Here is a 16419-nt window from a genome sequence, read left to right as displayed (position 1 = left end):
CCCGTGCAGAAGTTATGCCGGCAGCCGGTCAGAAGATGAAGTCATCCGCAGCAAGGCTGCTGATCTGCACATCTTCGAGCAGGATGCTGCCGTTTGCGCCTGTCGTGATCAACACACCATCTGCAGTGGTGGTTGCATTAGCCAGCACATCGTCAAAATCTTCGATCTGTGAAATGCGGGACAGGTCGATACGTTCGGCACTCGAATTGGTGCTGAAGTCCAGAATGCGGTCATGACCGTGGTTGCTGGCGAAGACAAAGGTGTCGTGGCCGAACCCGCCCGCCATGACATCCCTGCCGAACCCGCCGTTCAGGAGATCGTCACCGTTCCCGCCGTAGAGCTGATCCCGGCCCCAGCCGCCGTACAGCTGATCGTTGCCGCCGCCGCCATACATGCGGTCATTGTTGTTGCCACCATACAGCCAGTCGGTGCCTTCTCCGCCCGCCAGCAAGTCGTATTCATTGCCGCCGTACAGGCGGTCGCCGCCATCGCCGCCGGTCAGCTGGTCGTTGCCGCTGCCGCCGAACAAACGGTCCCAGCCCAGGTCGCCATACAGACTGTCATTGCCGTTGCCGCCATAAATCCGGTCGTGGCCGATCCTGCCCCGGACAATGTCATTGCCGTCATGGGTGTGGATAGTGTTGGAGACATCGTTGCCGATCACAGTATCGTTGCCGGATCCTGTGATCAGGTTTTCGACAATGGTTCCGCGGGCAATGCCGACATTTCCTGTCAGCCCTCCAACATCGGAGAACTGGGTTTGGCGCATGTCGATACGGCTTGCCTCGTCATAGCTGCTGACATCCAGAGTGTCTGTGCCGCCCTGGTCATAGACAGTAAAGGCAACGGCGTTGCCCTGAATATTATTCTGGTCGCCAAACAGATCGCCAAGGGTGCCGGGCAGGGTTGAGCCCGGACCCCAGACAGTATCTCCGGCAGTTGCCGCTCCGCTTCCTGGTGCGCCGTACAGTTCCTGAATGGCAATGATATCTGCCATCATCGGTGTCAGCAGATAAGCATAGCTTGCGTCCACGCTGGTGTTATCTGTCTGGCTGAAATAGGACATGATTGACAGCTGCCAGCTGTCGTTTGTGAATTCCTCGCTGGACCCGTATGTCGCGGTGCCGTTGTAGTCGCCCTGGTGTCCGAGCCCAAGTGCGTGGCCGACCTCGTGAATGTAAGTCTGAAGAGAATAGCTATCGATACTGGTGCCATAGAAATTCAACCAAGGAAGCGAGACGTTCACTATTGATGATGTGATTACGCCGTTTGCGACTTCGGAGGTTGAATATGCAGTTTCATAGTTTTCGTCGTCGGTAAACGTGATGTCCGCGCTGCCGGTGGTTTCGGAAAACTCGATGTTTGCGACCATCTCCCAGGCCTCCAGGGCCCAGCGTGCGAGCTGCTGGCCTTCTGCGGTCAGCCCAGTCAGGTTGACGGTAATGACATTGCTGCCCGAAGTGTCGAAGCTGCGGCCAGTCCGGCCGCTGTCTTCCCAATAGCCATCTGTCAGATAGCCGGCCAGGTCACTCAGCGATCCGTACTGTGCAGGTTCATCCACATCGGTTGAGATCGTGTAACTGCCAGAATAACTGTCGGAGTATGCGCCGGCACTGATGTAGTAAGTGCCGCTGGATGACGCTGTAAAGGTTATCGCGGAATCATAACCTGGACCGCCGTCGTCGTCGCTTCGGACAAGGCTGCCTTGGCTATTGTAAAGCCGCAGGTAGGGGTCGATCAAAGTGCCGCCGCCGCCGGCTGCGCCGCTCAGTTCAATTTCGTATGTTTCACCCGCCGTCAGAGTGATGGCGACCCAGTCCCGGTCTCCGTCACTGGAAAGTGTGCCTTCGAACGTGTCACCGGGGGACATGCGGTATGAGGTCCAGGTTCCATGCCCGGCGTCCGAGATTTCAACAATTCTGGCAGAATTGACATTGTCCTGACCATCGGATGCGGAACGTTCAATGCAATCTAAACACATAAATTATCTTCCTGTTTGCCTTCGACGTACTGGGAAACGTTGAACTGTTAAAACAACTATTGGTGGCGACTCTTTTGCGCCTGCAATCTTTGCGCTTTAACCATTTATAAAGAGTCTATGAAAGCCCGGCTGATCTTACTTTTGCGGGAATGTGGCGCGAACGTTGCGTGAAATGGTTGCGATTGGCGGCAAAAGCAGGTGAAAACAACTGCTTGCGCTTTTTGGTTCGCAAAAGGAAACAGAATGTTGAAAGGGGGATGGTGCCCAGGAGAGGACTCGAACCTCCACGTCCATACGGACACTAGCACCTGAAGCTAGCGCGTCTACCAATTCCGCCACCTGGGCAGGTGTCGTGGGGAGGGCGTATAAGATGGTTCGCCAAGGCCGTCAAACGGAAAAGGCGGGCAGAGCCAACTGTGGTTGAGCATTGGATTGCTGCGTTTGGCTTAAGTGCGGCGCTTTAAGGCTTTGAGTGAAAATCCGGACTGATTGGCGGGTCTGGCATTCCGTTTTGGAATGATGCCAGTGCGCAATCTCATTGGCTTCAAGTTCCGGTTTCGCGGATAAAGGCACGGTCAGCCAGCGTAAGGAGGCCGCATGGACCGCGCTCAGATCGTGCATCAGAATTTCCTGGACCGGGTCAAGGCCGGGAATCTGCCTGCAGGCGCTGCACCAGCCGGGCCGCTGGCCGCAGCCGAAGCAGTTTCCGCCTTCCGCGCGCAGGTCCTGAGCCGGGCGCTGGATCTGACCAGCCGCGACATGCAGAAAGCGGGGCAGGGGTTCTATACCATCGGCTCTTCCGGGCACGAGGGGATGGCGGCGGTGGCCCGTGCGCTGCACCCCACCGACATGGCGTTCCTGCACTACCGTGATGCGGCTTTTCAGATCGCCCGTGCCGATCAGGTGCCGGGGCAGCGGATTGCTTGGGACATGCTGCTATCCTTTGCCTGCTCCAGCGAAGATCCGACCTCTGGCGGGCGGCACAAGGTGCTGGGATCCAAGGCGCTGATGATCCCGCCTCAAACCTCGACCATTGCCTCGCATCTGCCCAAGGCAGTGGGCGCGGCCTATTCCATCGGTGCCGCCAAGCGGCACCAGCCAGAGCATCAGATGCTGCCGGAGGATGCCATTGTCATGTGTTCCTTCGGAGATGCCTCAGCCAACCACTCGACCGCGCAGGGCGCGATCAACACCGCGGGCTGGACCTCCGTGCAGTCGACGCCGCTGCCGTTGCTGTTTGTCTGCGAGGACAACGGCATCGGTATTTCGACCAAGACGCCAAAGGGCTGGATCGAGACCTCAATGGCCGGGCGGCCAGGCATCAAGTATTTCAAGGCAGACGGGCTGGATATCTATAACGCCTTTGCTGTGGCGCAGGAGGCGGCGGAGTATGTTCGAACCCGCAAGAAGCCGGCGTTCCTGCATTTACGCACCGTGCGCCTGTATGGCCATGCCGGGGCGGATGTGCCGACCACATATATGGCCAAGGCAGAGGTGGAGGCGGATGAGGCCAACGATCCGCTGCTGCATTCGGTGCGGCTGCTGGATGAGGCCGGGGCATTGAAGCCGGCCGGGGCGCTGAAGATTTATCAAGAGACCTGCGCGCGGGTGGAGCGGATCCGGGCTGAGGCGGTGGCACGGCCGCATCTGAAAACGGCTGACGATGTGGCGGCCAGCCTGATCCCGCCCAAGCGGGAGTGCGCGCCCACCAACGGCCCCAGTGCCGAAGCGCGCACAGAGGCGTTCGGCAGCGACATGCGGGCGATGGAGGAGCCGCAGCCGATGTCGCGCCTGATCAATTGGGCGCTGACCGACCTGATGCTGGAGCACGGCGAGATCGTCATGATGGGCGAGGACGTGGGCCGCAAGGGCGGGGTCTACGGCGTCAGCCAGAAATTGCAGCAGCGGTTCGGGCCAGACCGGGTGATCGACACGCTGTTGGACGAGCAGTCGATCCTGGGGCTGGCGATTGGCATGGGGCACAACGGTTTCCTTCCCATCCCGGAAATCCAGTTCCTCGCCTATCTGCACAACGCCGAGGACCAGCTGCGCGGCGAGGCGGCGACGCTGCCGTTTTTCTCCAACGGGCAGTTTTCGAACCCGATGGTGCTGCGGATTGCAGGGCTGGGGTATCAGAAGGGGTTTGGCGGCCATTTCCACAACGACAACTCGCTGGCGGTGCTGCGCGACATTCCGGGGCTGGTGATTGCCTGCCCGTCGGACGGGGCGGAGGCCGCGATGATGATGCGCGAGGCGGTGCGGTTGGCGCGCGAGGAACAGCGGGTGGTGGTCTTTGTCGAACCCATCGCGCTTTATCCGATGCGGGACCTGCATGAGGCCAAGGATGGCGGCTGGATGCGGAGCTATCCCTCGCCGGACCGGCAAATCGGCTTGGGGGAGGTTGGCGTGCATGGGGAGGGCAGCGATCTGGCCATCGTGACCTATGGCAATGGGCGTTACCTGTCGGCCCAGGCGCAGGCCGAACTGGCGGCGCAGGGCGTGGATGCGCGAATTGTGGACTTGCGCTGGCTGGCGCCCCTGCCGGAGGCGGCATTGCTGGAGGCTGTTGAGGGCTGCAAGAACGTTCTGATCGTTGATGAATGCCGCATCACCGGCAGCCAGTCGGAAGCGCTGATGGCGCTGTTTGCAGAACAGAATGATACTCCAACGGCTCGGATCGCCGCCAGCGATTGCTTTATTGCAACCGGGCCGGCCTATGGTGCGACGCTGCCGTCGAAGGATAGCATTGTTTCGGCTGCGTTGAAGCTGGCAGGAGGCAAGTTATGACCCGCACCGCCGTTTTGATTTGCCCCGGCCGGGGCACCTACAACAAGGCGGAGCTGGGCTATCTGCACCGCCACCACGCGGACAAGGCGGCGCTGTTTGCGGGCTTTGACGCGCAGCGCCGGGACGCCGGGCAGGAAGAGATCACCGCGCTGGACGGGGCCGCGCGGTTCTCCGTGTCGAAGTATTCGCGCGGGGATAATGCCTCGCCGCTGATCTATGCGTCCGCATTGGCGGATGCGCAGTCCCTGGCTGAGGATATCGAGGTGGTTGCAGTCACCGGCAACTCAATGGGCTGGTATATTGCGCTGGCGGCTGGCGGGGCGCTGAGCGCAACGGACGGGTTCAAGGTGGTGAACACCATGGGCACGCTGATGCAGGACCAGCTGATCGGCGGCCAGCTGGTCTATCCCTTTGCCGGAGCGGACTGGTTGAACAACCCTGTGCGCAAGGCGGAGCTGCTGGCGCTGGCGGCAGAGATCACTGCGCGCGAGGGGCATGACCTGGCGCTGTCGATTGATCTGGGCGGGATGCTGGTGCTGGCCGGAAACGAGGCCGGGCTGGCGGCGTTTGAGGGCGCAGTGCCAGTGGTGGAGGAACGTTTCCCAATGCGGCTGGCAAACCACGCGGCATTTCACACACGCCTGCAGGCGCCGGTTGCGGCGGAGGGGCGTAAGCAGCTGGGGGCGGAGATGTTCACCCAGCCGGATGTGCCGCTGGTCGACGGGCGCGGGCAGATCTGGTGGCCGGGTGCCACGGATACGCAGGCCCTGTGGGATTACACTTTGGGTCATCAGGTTGTGGAGACCTATGATTTCACCCGCGCGGTGCAGAATGCAGCTTATGAGTTTGCGCCGGACCTGTTCATCGTGACTGGTCCGGGCACAACGCTGGGCGGCGCGGTTGCGCAATCTCTGGTGCAGGCAGGCTGGCATGGGATGGCCGGAAAGGCGGATTTCAAGGCGCGGCAGGCGGAGGCGCCGCTGCTGGTCTCGATGGGCGATGCGGGGCAGCGCTCCTTGGCGGCGGGCTGATCGAGCGGCGGGAGGGGCTCCCGTGCCTTTTGCCTGCATCACAGATACCGGCAAAGCAGCCTTGGGCACGGCACTGCCCTGGGGGCAGTGCCGAAGGGGAGGCTGAGAAGACTGCCTGTGGCAGGGTTACTCTGCAGCTGCCTGGGAATTTCCGCCGGCTTGAATTGCAAAGCAGCTGACGGGCTGGGAGACATTGTGCAGGCTGACTGCGCCGAGCGAGATGCCTTGAGAGGTGTCACCCAAGATGTCACGGCTGACGACAATCGCGTGGTCAGCGGTTTTTCCGTAGTCGCCCAGCCGGGCGGCGATATTGGCGGCCTGGCCGATTACCGTGAAGTCCAGACGCTCGCGCGAGCCAATGTTGCCATAGGTCACCCGGCCATAGGCAATGCCGATGGCGGCCTCGCAGCGGTGGCCTTCTTCCTCTTGGGCGATCTCTTCCAGCCGGGCAACAATGGCGCGGGCGCTGTCCAGGGCTTGTGCGCGCGCCCTGTCCGGGTTGCTGCCCGCCGGGAAGACGGCCAGCACAGCATCGCCGATGAATTTCAGCACTTCGCCGCCGTGATCATGCACGATGGTCGAGGCGGTCTCGAAGAACTGGTTCAAGAGCGCGATGTAGTCCCGGCGGCCCAGCTGCTCCTCCAGCCGGGTGGAGCCGCGCAGATCGCAGAACATGATGGCGGCGTCAATTTCGTCGCCGTCGCCGCGGCGGATCTCGCCGCCGAGCACCCGGGCGCCGGTGCGCTTGCCCACGTATGTTTCCAGTAGCGCCTGGGCGTTCTCGCGCTGCATGAAGATCTCGTAGTAGCGGGCGATCACCCCGGAGCATTCGAAAATCAGGCCCAGGTTGGCGGTCGAAAAGCCATTCGGATGGTCGCTGGTAAGTGTCAGCACATTGATCCGCCCGTCCGAGAACCGCAGCGGCATGGCGACATAATCGGTGGCGCCTTCCTTGCGCAAATCCTCAAGAATGGGAAAAGCATCGTCGGTGCAGCAGGCGTCCAGCCGGTGCCGCACCCCGCCCAGCCCGTTGGAGACATGGCGCAGCGGGCTGTTCTGATATGCCGGGTGGTCGTGGATTTCATAGGAGGGGGCGTAGGTCGTGACCTCGCCTGTTTTCTTCTGCCAGATGTAGTTCTTTCCCGCGATCAGCGGGTGCAGGGACCAAGCCATGACCGAGAGCCGGGACAAGTAGATGCCCTGCTCTACGAATTTCTCTGCCAGCGCGGCGGTCAGTTCTTCCGGAGTTGCCACCATCGAAGCATCACGCAAAAGCCAGTCAATTACCGGGCCGGAGATATTGCCGTAATCCGGCATCTCCACGGTGTTGCTGCCGAAATCGAATTCGACCTCTGCGCTGGGCATGAAACCGATGTGGCCGGAAATGGCGGCGGCCTCGGGCAAGGCGTCCTCGTAGGCCCAGACAGCGTTCTGCACGGCATCGTCTGGCAGCAGGATATCGCGGTAGCTTGCGGTGCCTTTGAAAGGGCAGAAAGTCTGCAGGGGAGTATGGGCGGACAGAGGGGCGGTTACGTCGTCCGCCGGGAAGTAGACCGCTGGCGGCAGGCGGGTTTCATACATCACCTTGGCCCGGGCGCTTTGCGCCAGAACAGTGCCGTTGCGCCGGGCGGTGACCAGGCCTTGCAGCGGTTCGACAATAATGCCGTAGCCCCGGTTGCGGGTCTGTAACTGTGTGTCCATCCCTTGCTTCCTTGTCCTTTGAGCCGGTGACAGGGCAAAAACAGGACCGGCCGGCGCTGGCCGGTTCTGGTCTACTTGGGGGCTTCGTGCAGAATTTCCAGTGGTGGACACATGATATTGAGCAGAACGGAGCAGAGATCAGATCATGCGGATCACGTCCTTGCTGATTGCCAGAACATAGCCGCGTTTGGCTATGTTCTTGACCAAAAGCTCGCTGACCATCTGGTTGCCCAAAGTGTCCCGCAGGCGTTTTATCCGGGTGGCGCCGGCGGCTTCCTCGCAATCGGCAGAAACGCGGCCGGAAATTACCGCCTCGATCTCAGCGCCTGACAGAACGTCGTCGTCCAGCCGGGCCTCGGCCAGTACCGAGAGAGTCTCCATCGCAGCCGGTGTCAGCTTGAATCCCATGCTGTTGAGGTAGACGGTGTTCTCATCGCGGCTGATCAGCAGTTCGTTTACCTGAATGCCTGAGCGTTCAATCTGAGCCATGCGGCGGTTCAGCATCACCAGCATTCCCAGCACTGTCAGCGCCGCCACCATCATCGCCGTGGCAAAAACCAGCAGCACAAAAATCACCATCCGGTAGCTCGTCAGCGTATCGGCAAAGGCTGTGCCGGACTGGGCCAGGATCTCCAGCAGTTTGATTTCGGCCTGGGTGGTCAGGTCGTTTTCCACGAACAGGTGCTCCACCCGGGCGTTGAAGGCATTGGCGTCAGGCAGCGTCAGAAGCAGGACAGTCCCGGCAATGACGAGAAGGGCAACAATGGCGGCGATACCGAAAGCGATGACCCTGCTCCCGGCAGCGCGGGCTTCAGAAACTGAGATAGTAGGGTCCGGCATCAGCCTTCCTTTGCTGCAGGCCTTCGGGGCCGAAGACGGTGAGGACATTCAACAGCGTCCACCCGGCCGGGGCGATGCGGGCCTGAATTTCACCGCGGGCAGCCTGTTTGTTGCAGGCTCCGGACAGTTGAACAACACCGTAATGCAGGCGCAACGGATTGTCCTGCTTGGCCTTGTAGTCGGCATAGCAATCAGCGGCCTGGGCCGGAGGGGAAAGCGCCAGAAGGAAAGCCGCAAGGGCGGGTATTAGAAGGGTCTGTTTCATGGGGGCATCCTGCGTCCGGACTGTTTGAAATTCAATAACCGCAGGGGGTTGGAGCGGCTGATATCCGATAACAAACCGCCGATATTGCCTGTCTGAACGGGGCAGGAGCAGGTTGAGCGCATCAAACGCGTTTTCGCGCTCCGCTCATTCCATTGAAAGGTTCAGATATGGCCCAGACATCCCGACCCCAGCCGCACCGCAAGTTTATTGCTCTGATCGTTGCAGCCGCTATCGCAATAACCGGTTTCTCTGCAGCCCCCGCCCGCGCCGACAATGATGTCGCAAAGATTCTGGGCGGACTGGCGCTGCTTGGCATTCTTGGTGCCGCCATCAAGCATTCCAGGGATAAGGATGATCACGCCGTGACGCGCACCTATAATCCGCCGCAGAACCACAGCCATAACAGGCACAGGCATCAGGGCCGTAACCGTCACGGCGGACACGTCAAACCGCTGCCGCAGTCCGTGCGCCGCTATGACCTGCCGGCGCACTGTGTCCGCTACTTCCCGCGCTACAGCTCCAATTATCCGCTGGCGGCCAAGGGCTGCCTGGACCGAAACTATGGCTACACCCACAAACTGCCGCAAGTCTGCAAGGTGACGTTCTGGAACGGCAAGCATAACCGGACCGGGTACAAGCCCGGATGCCTGAAGAAACACGGCTACCGGATGGTGCATCGGTAATCCGGATAACGGGTTCGGGCAGCAGCAGACTGGGGGGGGCTTTGCCCCCCTTTTTTTGTCTGCTTGCATCCTGTGACGGAATTGGCTTTGTCAGCGGCATGACACAGCCGGACTACAGCCTAGAAGCCGCCGCCCGCAAAAAAGGGTTTCTCAGAATTGCAGGGGTTGATGAGGTCGGCCGCGGTCCGCTGGCCGGTCCGGTCACGGCTGCTGCGGTGGTGCTGGATGCCAGCGTGATCCCCGATGGGCTCAACGACTCCAAGAAGCTCAGCCTGAAAAAGCGGGAGGCACTGGAGGGAGATATCCTGTCTTCGGCTCAAACGGCCATTGCCCATGCAACGGTGGAAGAGATTGATTCCCTGAACATTTTGCGCGCATCGCATCTGGCGATGGAACGTGCAGTGGCAGCGCTGGATCCACAGCCGGATTACCTGCTGATTGACGGCAACCTGATCCCCAAGGGGCTGGCGTTGCAAGCTGAGGCGGTTGTCAAGGGTGATGCCAAATCGGTGTCGATCGCGGCAGCCTCGATTTTGGCAAAACTGGCGCGTGACAGGATCATGGTGGATTTGGCGCAACAGTTCCCGGGATATGGCTGGGAGAAAAACGCAGGCTATCCCTCGAAACAGCACCGGGATGCGCTAGTTCAGCTGGGCGTAACCCCACATCATCGGCGCTCGTTCAAGCCGGTACACAATATCTTGTATCAAGAGTGAACCGTAAGGCGTTGTTGTAATAAACAAATTGACCTCGAATCCGCGATGAATCATCCTGTGGACAACCTAATGAGCGCAAAAATGCGCCGCGGTTATGAGGCAGAGCAATGAATAAAACCATGACAAAGGGCGCGGCAGCGCTCCCTTTAAACACGATTATTGGCGGTGACTGCGTCGAAGCAATGAACAGTCTGCCGGCCAATTCGGTTGATCTGATCTTTGCGGATCCGCCGTATAACCTGCAGCTGAAAGGCCAGCTGCACCGCCCTGACAACTCCAAAGTCGATGCTGTGGATGACCACTGGGACCAGTTCTCCAGCTTTCAGGCTTATGATCAGTTCACCCGCGAGTGGCTGAAGGCGGCGCGCCGGGTACTTAAGCCGAATGGCTCTATCTGGGTGATCGGCTCCTACCACAATATCTTCCGTGTCGGCGCCGTGCTGCAGGATGAAGGCTACTGGGTGCTGAACGACGTTATCTGGCGCAAGTCCAACCCGATGCCGAATTTCCGCGGCAAACGGTTCACCAACGCGCATGAGACGATGATCTGGGCGTCCAAGTCCGAAGGCGCGAAGTACACCTTCAACTACGAAGCGCTGAAGGCACTGAACGAGGGCATCCAGATGCGCAGCGACTGGGTGCTGCCGATCTGCACCGGTCACGAGCGCCTGAAGGACGAAAACGGTGATAAGGCGCATCCGACGCAGAAGCCGGAATCGCTGCTGCACCGGATCTTGGTGGGCGCGACCAACCCGGGCGACGTGGTTCTGGATCCGTTCTTTGGCACCGGTACCACCGGTGCTGTGGCCAAGATGCTGGGCCGCGAGTTCATCGGCATCGAGCGCGAGGACGCCTACCGCAAGGTGGCGGAGAAGCGGATCAAGGCAGTGCGCAAATTCGATCGCGAGGCGCTGGAGGTTTCCGCCAGCAAGCGCGCGGCGCCGCGGGTGCCCTTCGGTCAGCTGGTTGAACGCGGCATGCTGCGCCCGGGAGAGGAACTCTATTCGATGAACCGCCGCCACAAGGCAAAGGTGCGTGCTGACGGAACCCTGATCGGCGACAATATCAAGGGGTCAATCCATCAGGTCGGCGCGCATTTGGAAAACGCGCCGTCCTGCAACGGCTGGACCTACTGGTGCTTCAAACGCGATGGCAAGACAGTGCCGATCGATGTTCTGCGCCAGCAGATCCGGGCAGAAATGCAGAACTGACGACCCCCGGAACTTATCAGAACACAACAGTCTATTGCAGGCGCCTGTGCACTTTGCGCAGGCGCACACCTTGCCCCGCCTGGATCAGGCGGGGTTTTTTGCATGTATACGGTTCGATGGGCTATTCCCTGATTGATGCAGGATCACTATCTGAAGGTCGATGACTGCTGCAGCCAGCGGGAAGAGGGAGAGCCAATGACCGATACGGCGTTTGCAACCGGAACCGGGGTTGCCAGAGCGGCAGAAGCAAGCAGCCAGGATCTCTCCGCTGCGGAGGGCAGGTTTGCGGAAGCCGCATTGGACGCGCACAAGCGGCGCGGGTTGCAGCTGGCCGTTCGCGCGCGCTGGATTGCGCTGCCTATTGTTGCGGTATTCATCGTCTTTCTGAACCCTGTCTGGAGCGTGCTGTACTACCACGGGCTTCTTGCGCTTCTGTGCCTGAACGGCTGGTTCATCAGCCGGGCGGGAAAGGTTGGCAAATCGCGGCTGGAGCTGTTCTTGATCTTCCTTGACCTTGCGGTCATGACCTTTGCGCTGATCGTGCCCAATCCGTTTGATGCCCGGGACATACCCGCAGCGATGCACTACAGGTTCGACAACTTCCAGTACTTCTTCATCATTCTTGCAGCGGGTACTATGGCCTATTCCTGGCGCACGGTGATTGCGATCGGAACCTGGACCGCGATGATGTGGCTGAGTGCGCTGGGACTGGTATGGTGGTTCTCAAGCCCGGTTCCTGGCCTGACGGAGGCTGTTGGCGCCGCCCTTGGCTTTGAGCCGGAACTGGCAGAGTTTTTTGACCCGAACAGCTTTGTGGTCAAGTTGCGGGTGCAGGAAGCGCTTGTCTTTGTCCTGGTGGCGGTAACGCTGGGATTCTCGGTGCGCCGGTTCAACGGGCTCCTGCGCAGCAATGCCAGCCTGGAGCGGGAGCGGGCGAACTTGTCGCGCTATTTCTCGCCCAACGTGGTGGAGCAACTGTCCCAGAACGATGAGCCGCTGAAGCAGGTGCGCAGTGAGAACGTGGCAGTTCTGTTCATTGACATTATTGGATTTACCCGGCTGTCAGCAGGCATGAATCCGCATGCCGTCATTGATCTGTTGCGGGAATTCCATGGCCGGATGGAACGGGAGGTGTTCCACCATCACGGCACGCTGGACAAATATCTGGGCGACGGTCTGATGGCGACCTTTGGCACGCCGGTGGCCGGCAAGCAGGACGCCACGAATGCGCTGGCCTGCGCCCACGCGATGCGGGCTTCGCTTGCGAGATGGAACCGGGATCGCGCCAAACAAGGGAAGCCCGAGATCCGGGCCGGAATCGGTATTCATTATGGTGAGGCGCTGCTGGGTGATATCGGTGCCAACCGACTGGAATACGCGGTCCTGGGTATGACGGTGAACATCGCCGCGCGGCTTGAGAACCTCACGCGCAGGCTGCAGGCCAGTATTGTTGTCAGCGAAACGATGGCCGCGCAGGTGAAGGCTGAACTGGCCGGGCTGGACCTGCTGGACGGCGCAGCCCGCCATCCGGATCAGGAAGTGCGCGGGCTGGATCAGCCGATGACTGTCTTGGCTTGGGTCTGATCCTTAACGCGGCATCGGGTTCTGGGCCTTGTTATAGGCGTGCCAGTCGGTGATTTCGGGATAGTAAGTCTGCCGCCAGCGGCGCACCCGCGGGTTCATCACCCGCCGCCACAAGGGCGGGATCATCGCGGCAATGGTCATGACCGGATAGCCGTATGGCAGCTGCGGTGCGTCGGCCTCGGTGTAGTTCTGAAGCAGCGGAAAGCGGCGGTTCGGCTTGTAGTGGTGGTCCGAGTGGCGCTGCAAGTTGATCAGCAGCCAGTTGGAAGCCTTGTGCGCCGCGTTCCAGGAATGGCGCGGCTGAACCGGTTCGTATTTGCCCTCGCCCAGGTGTTTTCGGGTTAGGCCGTAGTGCTCGACATAGTTGACCACTTCGAGCTGCCAGATCGCGGTGCCCGCCTGCACCAGGAAGAGGAGGATGCCGGTCAGCCCGCCGAGCATCAGCGCCAGTAGCAGCATGGCTGCCTGCAATGCCCAGTAACGGAAGAACGGGTTGGAGCGGTCGGTCCAGGGGCGGTTCTTCTTGGCAAGCTTCTCCTTCTCGGCATGGAAGGCGGAGTGCCAGCATTGCCGCAGCACCCGCGGATAGAAACGATGGAAACCCTCATTGTAGCGGGCGGTAACCGGATCCCGCGGAGTGCCGACGTAGCGGTGATGCACCAGCAGGTGCTCGGACCGGAAATGCGAGTACAGCACCATCGCCAGCAGGATATCCCCCAGCCAGTGCTCCACCCGGCTGGACTGATGCATCAGCTCGTGGCTGTAGTTTATACCCACCGCGCCGGTGACGACGCCAACACCAAAGAATGCAGCGAATTTCTCGAACGCGCTCAGATGTTCCGCGCCGCTGACATACCAGATCAGCCCGAACAGCGTGATGAACTGCAGCGGCACCCAGGCAGCTGTCAGCACCTTGTACCACTTGAGGTCGCTGTCCGGTGTTTCCGGGTCGGCGTTTTCCAGGTTGAGCCCGAACATCCCGTCCAGCAGCGCAAACAGGTGCCAGGTGACCAGCGGTGGCAGCAGCAGTGCCCAGCCGCCCTGCAGCGCTGCGATCCAGACCAGCGGCAGCAACAGGAAAGACATCCAGAACGGCAGGGCGCTTTGCCAGCGGGAAAGAGTTTCGGGGGCAATCATGCCGGGTCTCCCAAATCAGTCAGCGCGCGTTTGGGGAAACCCTATGCCCTGACACCTGAAAACCCAAGTGGTGCGCAGGGTAACCTAGCGGCCTTTGTAAAGATCGAAGGCTTTGCGCATCACTGTGGGCAGGTTGGAGGGTTTGAAGTTGTGGCGCGTGATCAGTTCCTGACCAGGGCTTTGATTGAAGCCATTGGGAAGTTCTGCAGTCATGACACGCAAAAACAGGTGGAAGTGGGTGAACGTGTGCCGCACTTCGCCTGGCAGTTCCTGCCAGTCTGCTTCAAAGGGCGGATTCGGGTCGGGTTTATCGCTCCAATCGGAGCCGGGCCAACCGAGCATACCGCCCAGCAGACCCTTGTCCGGCCGCCGTTCCAGCAGCCAGGTGCCATCGGCCGATTCCGCCAGATAAACGATCCCATGCCGGGTGGGTTTGGGTTTCTTCGGCGTTTTCTGGGGCAAATCGGCCGCGGTTCCGGCAACGCGGGCCGCGCAAGGACCGCGCCAGGGGCAGATGCCGCAGGCCGGGTTGCGGGGAGTGCAGATGGTGGCGCCCAAGTCCATCACCGCCTGAGCGTAATCGCCGGGGCGCTGCACTGGTGTGAGTTCCGCCGCACGGTCTTTCAACACCGGTTTGACGCCTGGAAGCGGGTCGTGGATGTCGTGAACACGGGCCATCACCCGCTCGACATTGCCATCGAGCACGGTTTCAGCCCGGTCAAAGGCGATGGAGGCGATTGCCGCAGCGGTGTAAGGGCCGATGCCGGGCAGCTTGAGCAGGCCCTCGTAGCTGTCCGGGAAGCTGCCGCCGTGATCCTGTGCTACCGCGCGGGCGCATTTCAGCAGGTTGCGGGCGCGGGCGTAATAACCAAGGCCGGCCCATTCGCTCATCACGTCGGCGTCTTCTGCGGCGGCCAGGTCCAGAACCGTTGGCCACCGGTTGGTGAAGCGCAGGAAGTAATCGCGCACGGCAGCCACGGTGGTCTGCTGCAGCATCACCTCGCTGAGCCAGATCCTGTAAGGGTCCGGGCGGTTGCCGGCGGCGCGGGCCGCCGGGCTGACACGCCAGGGCATCTCGCGGGCATGCTCGTCATACCACGCAAGCAGCTCTTCGCTCATTGCGGCGGAATCGCTCTTTAAGTCACGCATTCGTTATTCCTTGGGCGGCGGTTTGGCTGGCGCCTGCATAACCGCTCTTTACAATAGGGCGGGCAGTCGAGCAAAACCTAGATCATGGCATTCAGGCGCAGCACCACACGCGGGTTCTCCCGGACCTCCAAGCTCCTTAGCGAGCAGATCCGCAAAGCGGGCGAAAGCCGCGGCTTCGCGGTGTCCCGGCTGCTGACCCATTGGGAGGAGATCGCCGGGCCGGATATAGCTGCGATGGCCCGTCCCGTGAACATCGGCTACGGGCGCGGCTCCTTTGGCGCCACGCTGACAGTTCTGACCACCGGGGCAAATGCGCCGATGCTCGAAATGCAAAAGGAACGCCTGCGTGAGCGGGTGAACGCGGTCTATGGTTTTAACGCCATTTCCAAGGTGCGGATCACGCAAACGGCGCCGACGGGATTTTCCGATGGCCGCGTGGAATTCAAATATGCCCCCAAAGTGCAAGCCCAGTTGCAGCCAGACCCGCAGGATGCGGCAGAGGCCAGCAAGGCAGCGGAAGGGGTGGAAAATGACGATTTGCGCGCCGCCCTGGAGCGTCTGGGGCAAAACGTGCTGTCAAAACAGAAAACGCAAGGAAAGGGGTTCAAATGACCCGTTTGATGTCTGGTGTCTTGGCCGCGGTTGCGGTGGTTGCGGGCGGTTATGCCCTGTCGGGGTTAGGCAGCCAGAGCAATCTGCCGGCAAACCCGCTGGTTGGCGCAGCGGTTGCGCAGGAAGCTGAAGTGGACACCTCGGCCATCACCGAGATGACGCTGGGGGCGGAGGACGCGCCTGTTACGCTGATCGAATATGCATCCTACACCTGCCCGCACTGCGCGAACTTTCACAACAACACCTTTAAACAGCTTAAGGCCGACTACATCGATACCGGCAAGGTGAAGTTTATCTACCGCGAGGTTTACTTCGACCGTTACGGGCTGTGGGCCTCGATGATTGCGCGCTGCAGCGGGCCGGAGAAGTTCTTTGGCATTTCCGACCTTATCTACAAGGGCCAATCGGAATGGGCGCGCGCCGGCGGCGCGCCGGAGATCATTGATGAACTGCGCAAGATCGGCCGCCTGGCTGGCATCGGAAACGACCAGCTGGAGGCGTGCCTGCAGGATGGGGAGAAGGCGCAAACCCTGGTGACCTGGTACCAGGAAAACGCGACTGAGCATGGGATCGAATCCACGCCGTCCTTCATCCTGAACGGCGAGAAGGTGTCGAACCAGTCTTACGAGGACTTCAAGAAACTGCTGGATGCCGAACTGGAAAGCTGAGCGTCAGTAAGCAGAATGACAAAGCCCGGGCCAGGCGCCCGGGCTTATTTGTTT

At 60.7% G+C, this 16419-nt stretch carries 15 protein-coding genes and 1 tRNA gene; 8 read left to right on the top strand and 8 right to left on the bottom strand.

The features are described from left to right. Positions 1-28: 28 nt before the first annotated feature. From N6L27_RS14180 to N6L27_RS14170, 3 genes are all read right to left on the bottom strand, one after another. Positions 29-1870: a M10 family metallopeptidase C-terminal domain-containing protein gene (locus N6L27_RS14180; RefSeq protein ID WP_271907948.1), complete on the bottom strand. Its 1842-nt coding sequence runs from the start codon at positions 1868-1870 to the stop codon at positions 29-31. Positions 1871-2239: 369 nt separating this feature from the next. Continuing rightward, a tRNA-Leu gene (locus tag N6L27_RS14175) sits at positions 2240-2326 on the bottom strand. A 42-nt stretch (positions 2327-2368) separates the two neighbouring features. After that, positions 2369-2602, bottom strand: a complete 234-nt coding sequence (locus N6L27_RS14170) for a hypothetical protein (RefSeq protein ID WP_271907947.1) — start codon at positions 2600-2602, stop codon at positions 2369-2371. On the opposite strand from N6L27_RS14170, the gene N6L27_RS14165 reads away from it, so the two are divergent. Then, positions 2579-4768 (top strand): dehydrogenase E1 component subunit alpha/beta, encoded by a 2190-nt coding sequence (locus tag N6L27_RS14165; RefSeq protein ID WP_271907946.1) that lies wholly within the window; start codon positions 2579-2581, stop codon positions 4766-4768. The two genes, N6L27_RS14170 and N6L27_RS14165, sit on opposite strands and share 24 nt — an antisense overlap. After that, positions 4765-5799, top strand: a complete 1035-nt coding sequence (locus tag N6L27_RS14160) for an ACP S-malonyltransferase (RefSeq protein WP_271907945.1) — start codon at positions 4765-4767, stop codon at positions 5797-5799. The genes N6L27_RS14165 and N6L27_RS14160 overlap by 4 nt, the downstream gene beginning before the upstream one ends. Before the next feature lie 126 nt (positions 5800-5925). Here the strand turns inward: N6L27_RS14160 and N6L27_RS14155 are convergent, their stop codons facing one another. The 3 genes from N6L27_RS14155 to N6L27_RS14145 all read right to left on the bottom strand — a co-directional run bounded on the left by N6L27_RS14155 (position 5926) and on the right by N6L27_RS14145 (position 8605). Continuing rightward, on the bottom strand, positions 5926-7500 hold the full coding sequence (locus N6L27_RS14155; protein ID WP_271907944.1) for a DUF427 domain-containing protein: 1575 nt from the start codon (positions 7498-7500) through the stop codon (positions 5926-5928). Positions 7501-7638: 138 nt separating this feature from the next. Beyond that, positions 7639-8340 carry a winged helix-turn-helix domain-containing protein gene (locus N6L27_RS14150; protein ID WP_271907943.1) on the bottom strand — a complete coding sequence of 234 codons (702 nt, stop codon included), beginning with the start codon at positions 8338-8340 and terminating at the stop codon, positions 7639-7641. Further along, the gene (locus tag N6L27_RS14145; protein ID WP_271907942.1) at positions 8312-8605 is read right to left on the bottom strand and encodes a hypothetical protein; all 294 of its coding nucleotides are present in this window, start codon (positions 8603-8605) and stop codon (positions 8312-8314) included. Before N6L27_RS14145 ends, N6L27_RS14150 begins: the two co-directional genes overlap by 29 nt. A 167-nt stretch (positions 8606-8772) precedes the next feature. Here N6L27_RS14145 and N6L27_RS14140 point away from each other — a divergent pair, with 167 nt between their 5' ends. From N6L27_RS14140 to N6L27_RS14125, 4 genes are all read left to right on the top strand, one after another. Further along, entirely contained in the window at positions 8773-9288 is a 516-nt protein-coding gene (locus N6L27_RS14140) for a hypothetical protein (protein WP_271907941.1), read from the top strand. 98 nt (positions 9289-9386) lie between these two features. Continuing rightward, positions 9387-10004, top strand: coding sequence for a ribonuclease HII (locus tag N6L27_RS14135; protein ID WP_271908145.1), 618 nt, complete (start codon positions 9387-9389; stop codon positions 10002-10004). Positions 10005-10111: 107 nt separating this feature from the next. Continuing rightward, the gene (locus N6L27_RS14130) at positions 10112-11215 is read left to right on the top strand and encodes a site-specific DNA-methyltransferase (RefSeq protein ID WP_271907940.1); all 1104 of its coding nucleotides are present in this window, start codon (positions 10112-10114) and stop codon (positions 11213-11215) included. A gap of 195 nt (positions 11216-11410) precedes the next feature. Then, on the top strand, positions 11411-12799 hold the full coding sequence (locus tag N6L27_RS14125) for an adenylate/guanylate cyclase domain-containing protein (protein ID WP_271908144.1): 1389 nt from the start codon (positions 11411-11413) through the stop codon (positions 12797-12799). Between the two features lie 3 nt (positions 12800-12802). Here N6L27_RS14125 and N6L27_RS14120 read toward each other — a convergent pair whose 3' ends face one another. After that, the gene (locus N6L27_RS14120; RefSeq protein ID WP_271907939.1) at positions 12803-13936 is read right to left on the bottom strand and encodes an alkane 1-monooxygenase; all 1134 of its coding nucleotides are present in this window, start codon (positions 13934-13936) and stop codon (positions 12803-12805) included. An 84-nt stretch (positions 13937-14020) separates the two neighbouring features. After that, entirely contained in the window at positions 14021-15085 is a 1065-nt protein-coding gene (gene mutY, locus N6L27_RS14115) for an A/G-specific adenine glycosylase (RefSeq protein ID WP_271907938.1), read from the bottom strand. Positions 15086-15169: 84 nt separating this feature from the next. On the opposite strand from mutY, the gene N6L27_RS14110 reads away from it, so the two are divergent. After that, on the top strand, positions 15170-15697 hold the full coding sequence (locus tag N6L27_RS14110; protein WP_271907937.1) for a DUF721 domain-containing protein: 528 nt from the start codon (positions 15170-15172) through the stop codon (positions 15695-15697). Then, entirely contained in the window at positions 15694-16365 is a 672-nt protein-coding gene (locus N6L27_RS14105; RefSeq protein WP_271907936.1) for a DsbA family protein, read from the top strand. Before N6L27_RS14110 ends, N6L27_RS14105 begins: the two co-directional genes overlap by 4 nt. The last annotated feature ends 54 nt before the right edge of the window (positions 16366-16419 follow it).

The organism is Leisingera sp. SS27, assembly GCF_028368855.1.
Classification (GTDB): domain Bacteria; phylum Pseudomonadota; class Alphaproteobacteria; order Rhodobacterales; family Rhodobacteraceae; genus Leisingera.
This window is presented reverse-complemented; position numbering and strand designations above follow the sequence as displayed.

Excerpts from the sequence above, each read along its gene's own strand:
- N6L27_RS14105 (WP_271907936.1), top strand. The coding sequence starts at position 15,694 with ATGACCCGTTTGATGTCTGGTGTCTTGGCCGCGGTTGCGGTGGTTGCG.
- N6L27_RS14140 (WP_271907941.1), top strand. The coding sequence starts at position 8,773 with ATGGCCCAGACATCCCGACCCCAGCCGCACCGCAAGTTTATTGCTCTG.
- N6L27_RS14165 (WP_271907946.1), top strand. The coding sequence starts at position 2,579 with ATGGACCGCGCTCAGATCGTGCATCAGAATTTCCTGGACCGGGTCAAG.
- mutY (WP_271907938.1), bottom strand. The coding sequence starts at position 15,085 with ATGCGTGACTTAAAGAGCGATTCCGCCGCAATGAGCGAAGAGCTGCTT.
- N6L27_RS14170 (WP_271907947.1), bottom strand. The coding sequence starts at position 2,602 with ATGCACGATCTGAGCGCGGTCCATGCGGCCTCCTTACGCTGGCTGACC.
- N6L27_RS14110 (WP_271907937.1), top strand. The coding sequence starts at position 15,170 with ATGGCATTCAGGCGCAGCACCACACGCGGGTTCTCCCGGACCTCCAAG.
- N6L27_RS14145 (WP_271907942.1), bottom strand. The coding sequence starts at position 8,605 with ATGAAACAGACCCTTCTAATACCCGCCCTTGCGGCTTTCCTTCTGGCG.
- N6L27_RS14180 (WP_271907948.1), bottom strand. The coding sequence starts at position 1,870 with ATGTCCCCCGGTGACACGTTCGAAGGCACACTTTCCAGTGACGGAGAC.
- N6L27_RS14135 (WP_271908145.1), top strand. The coding sequence starts at position 9,387 with ATGACACAGCCGGACTACAGCCTAGAAGCCGCCGCCCGCAAAAAAGGG.
- N6L27_RS14150 (WP_271907943.1), bottom strand. The coding sequence starts at position 8,340 with ATGCCGGACCCTACTATCTCAGTTTCTGAAGCCCGCGCTGCCGGGAGC.
- N6L27_RS14155 (WP_271907944.1), bottom strand. The coding sequence starts at position 7,500 with ATGGACACACAGTTACAGACCCGCAACCGGGGCTACGGCATTATTGTC.
- N6L27_RS14130 (WP_271907940.1), top strand. The coding sequence starts at position 10,112 with ATGAATAAAACCATGACAAAGGGCGCGGCAGCGCTCCCTTTAAACACG.
- N6L27_RS14160 (WP_271907945.1), top strand. The coding sequence starts at position 4,765 with ATGACCCGCACCGCCGTTTTGATTTGCCCCGGCCGGGGCACCTACAAC.
- N6L27_RS14125 (WP_271908144.1), top strand. The coding sequence starts at position 11,411 with ATGACCGATACGGCGTTTGCAACCGGAACCGGGGTTGCCAGAGCGGCA.
- N6L27_RS14120 (WP_271907939.1), bottom strand. The coding sequence starts at position 13,936 with ATGATTGCCCCCGAAACTCTTTCCCGCTGGCAAAGCGCCCTGCCGTTC.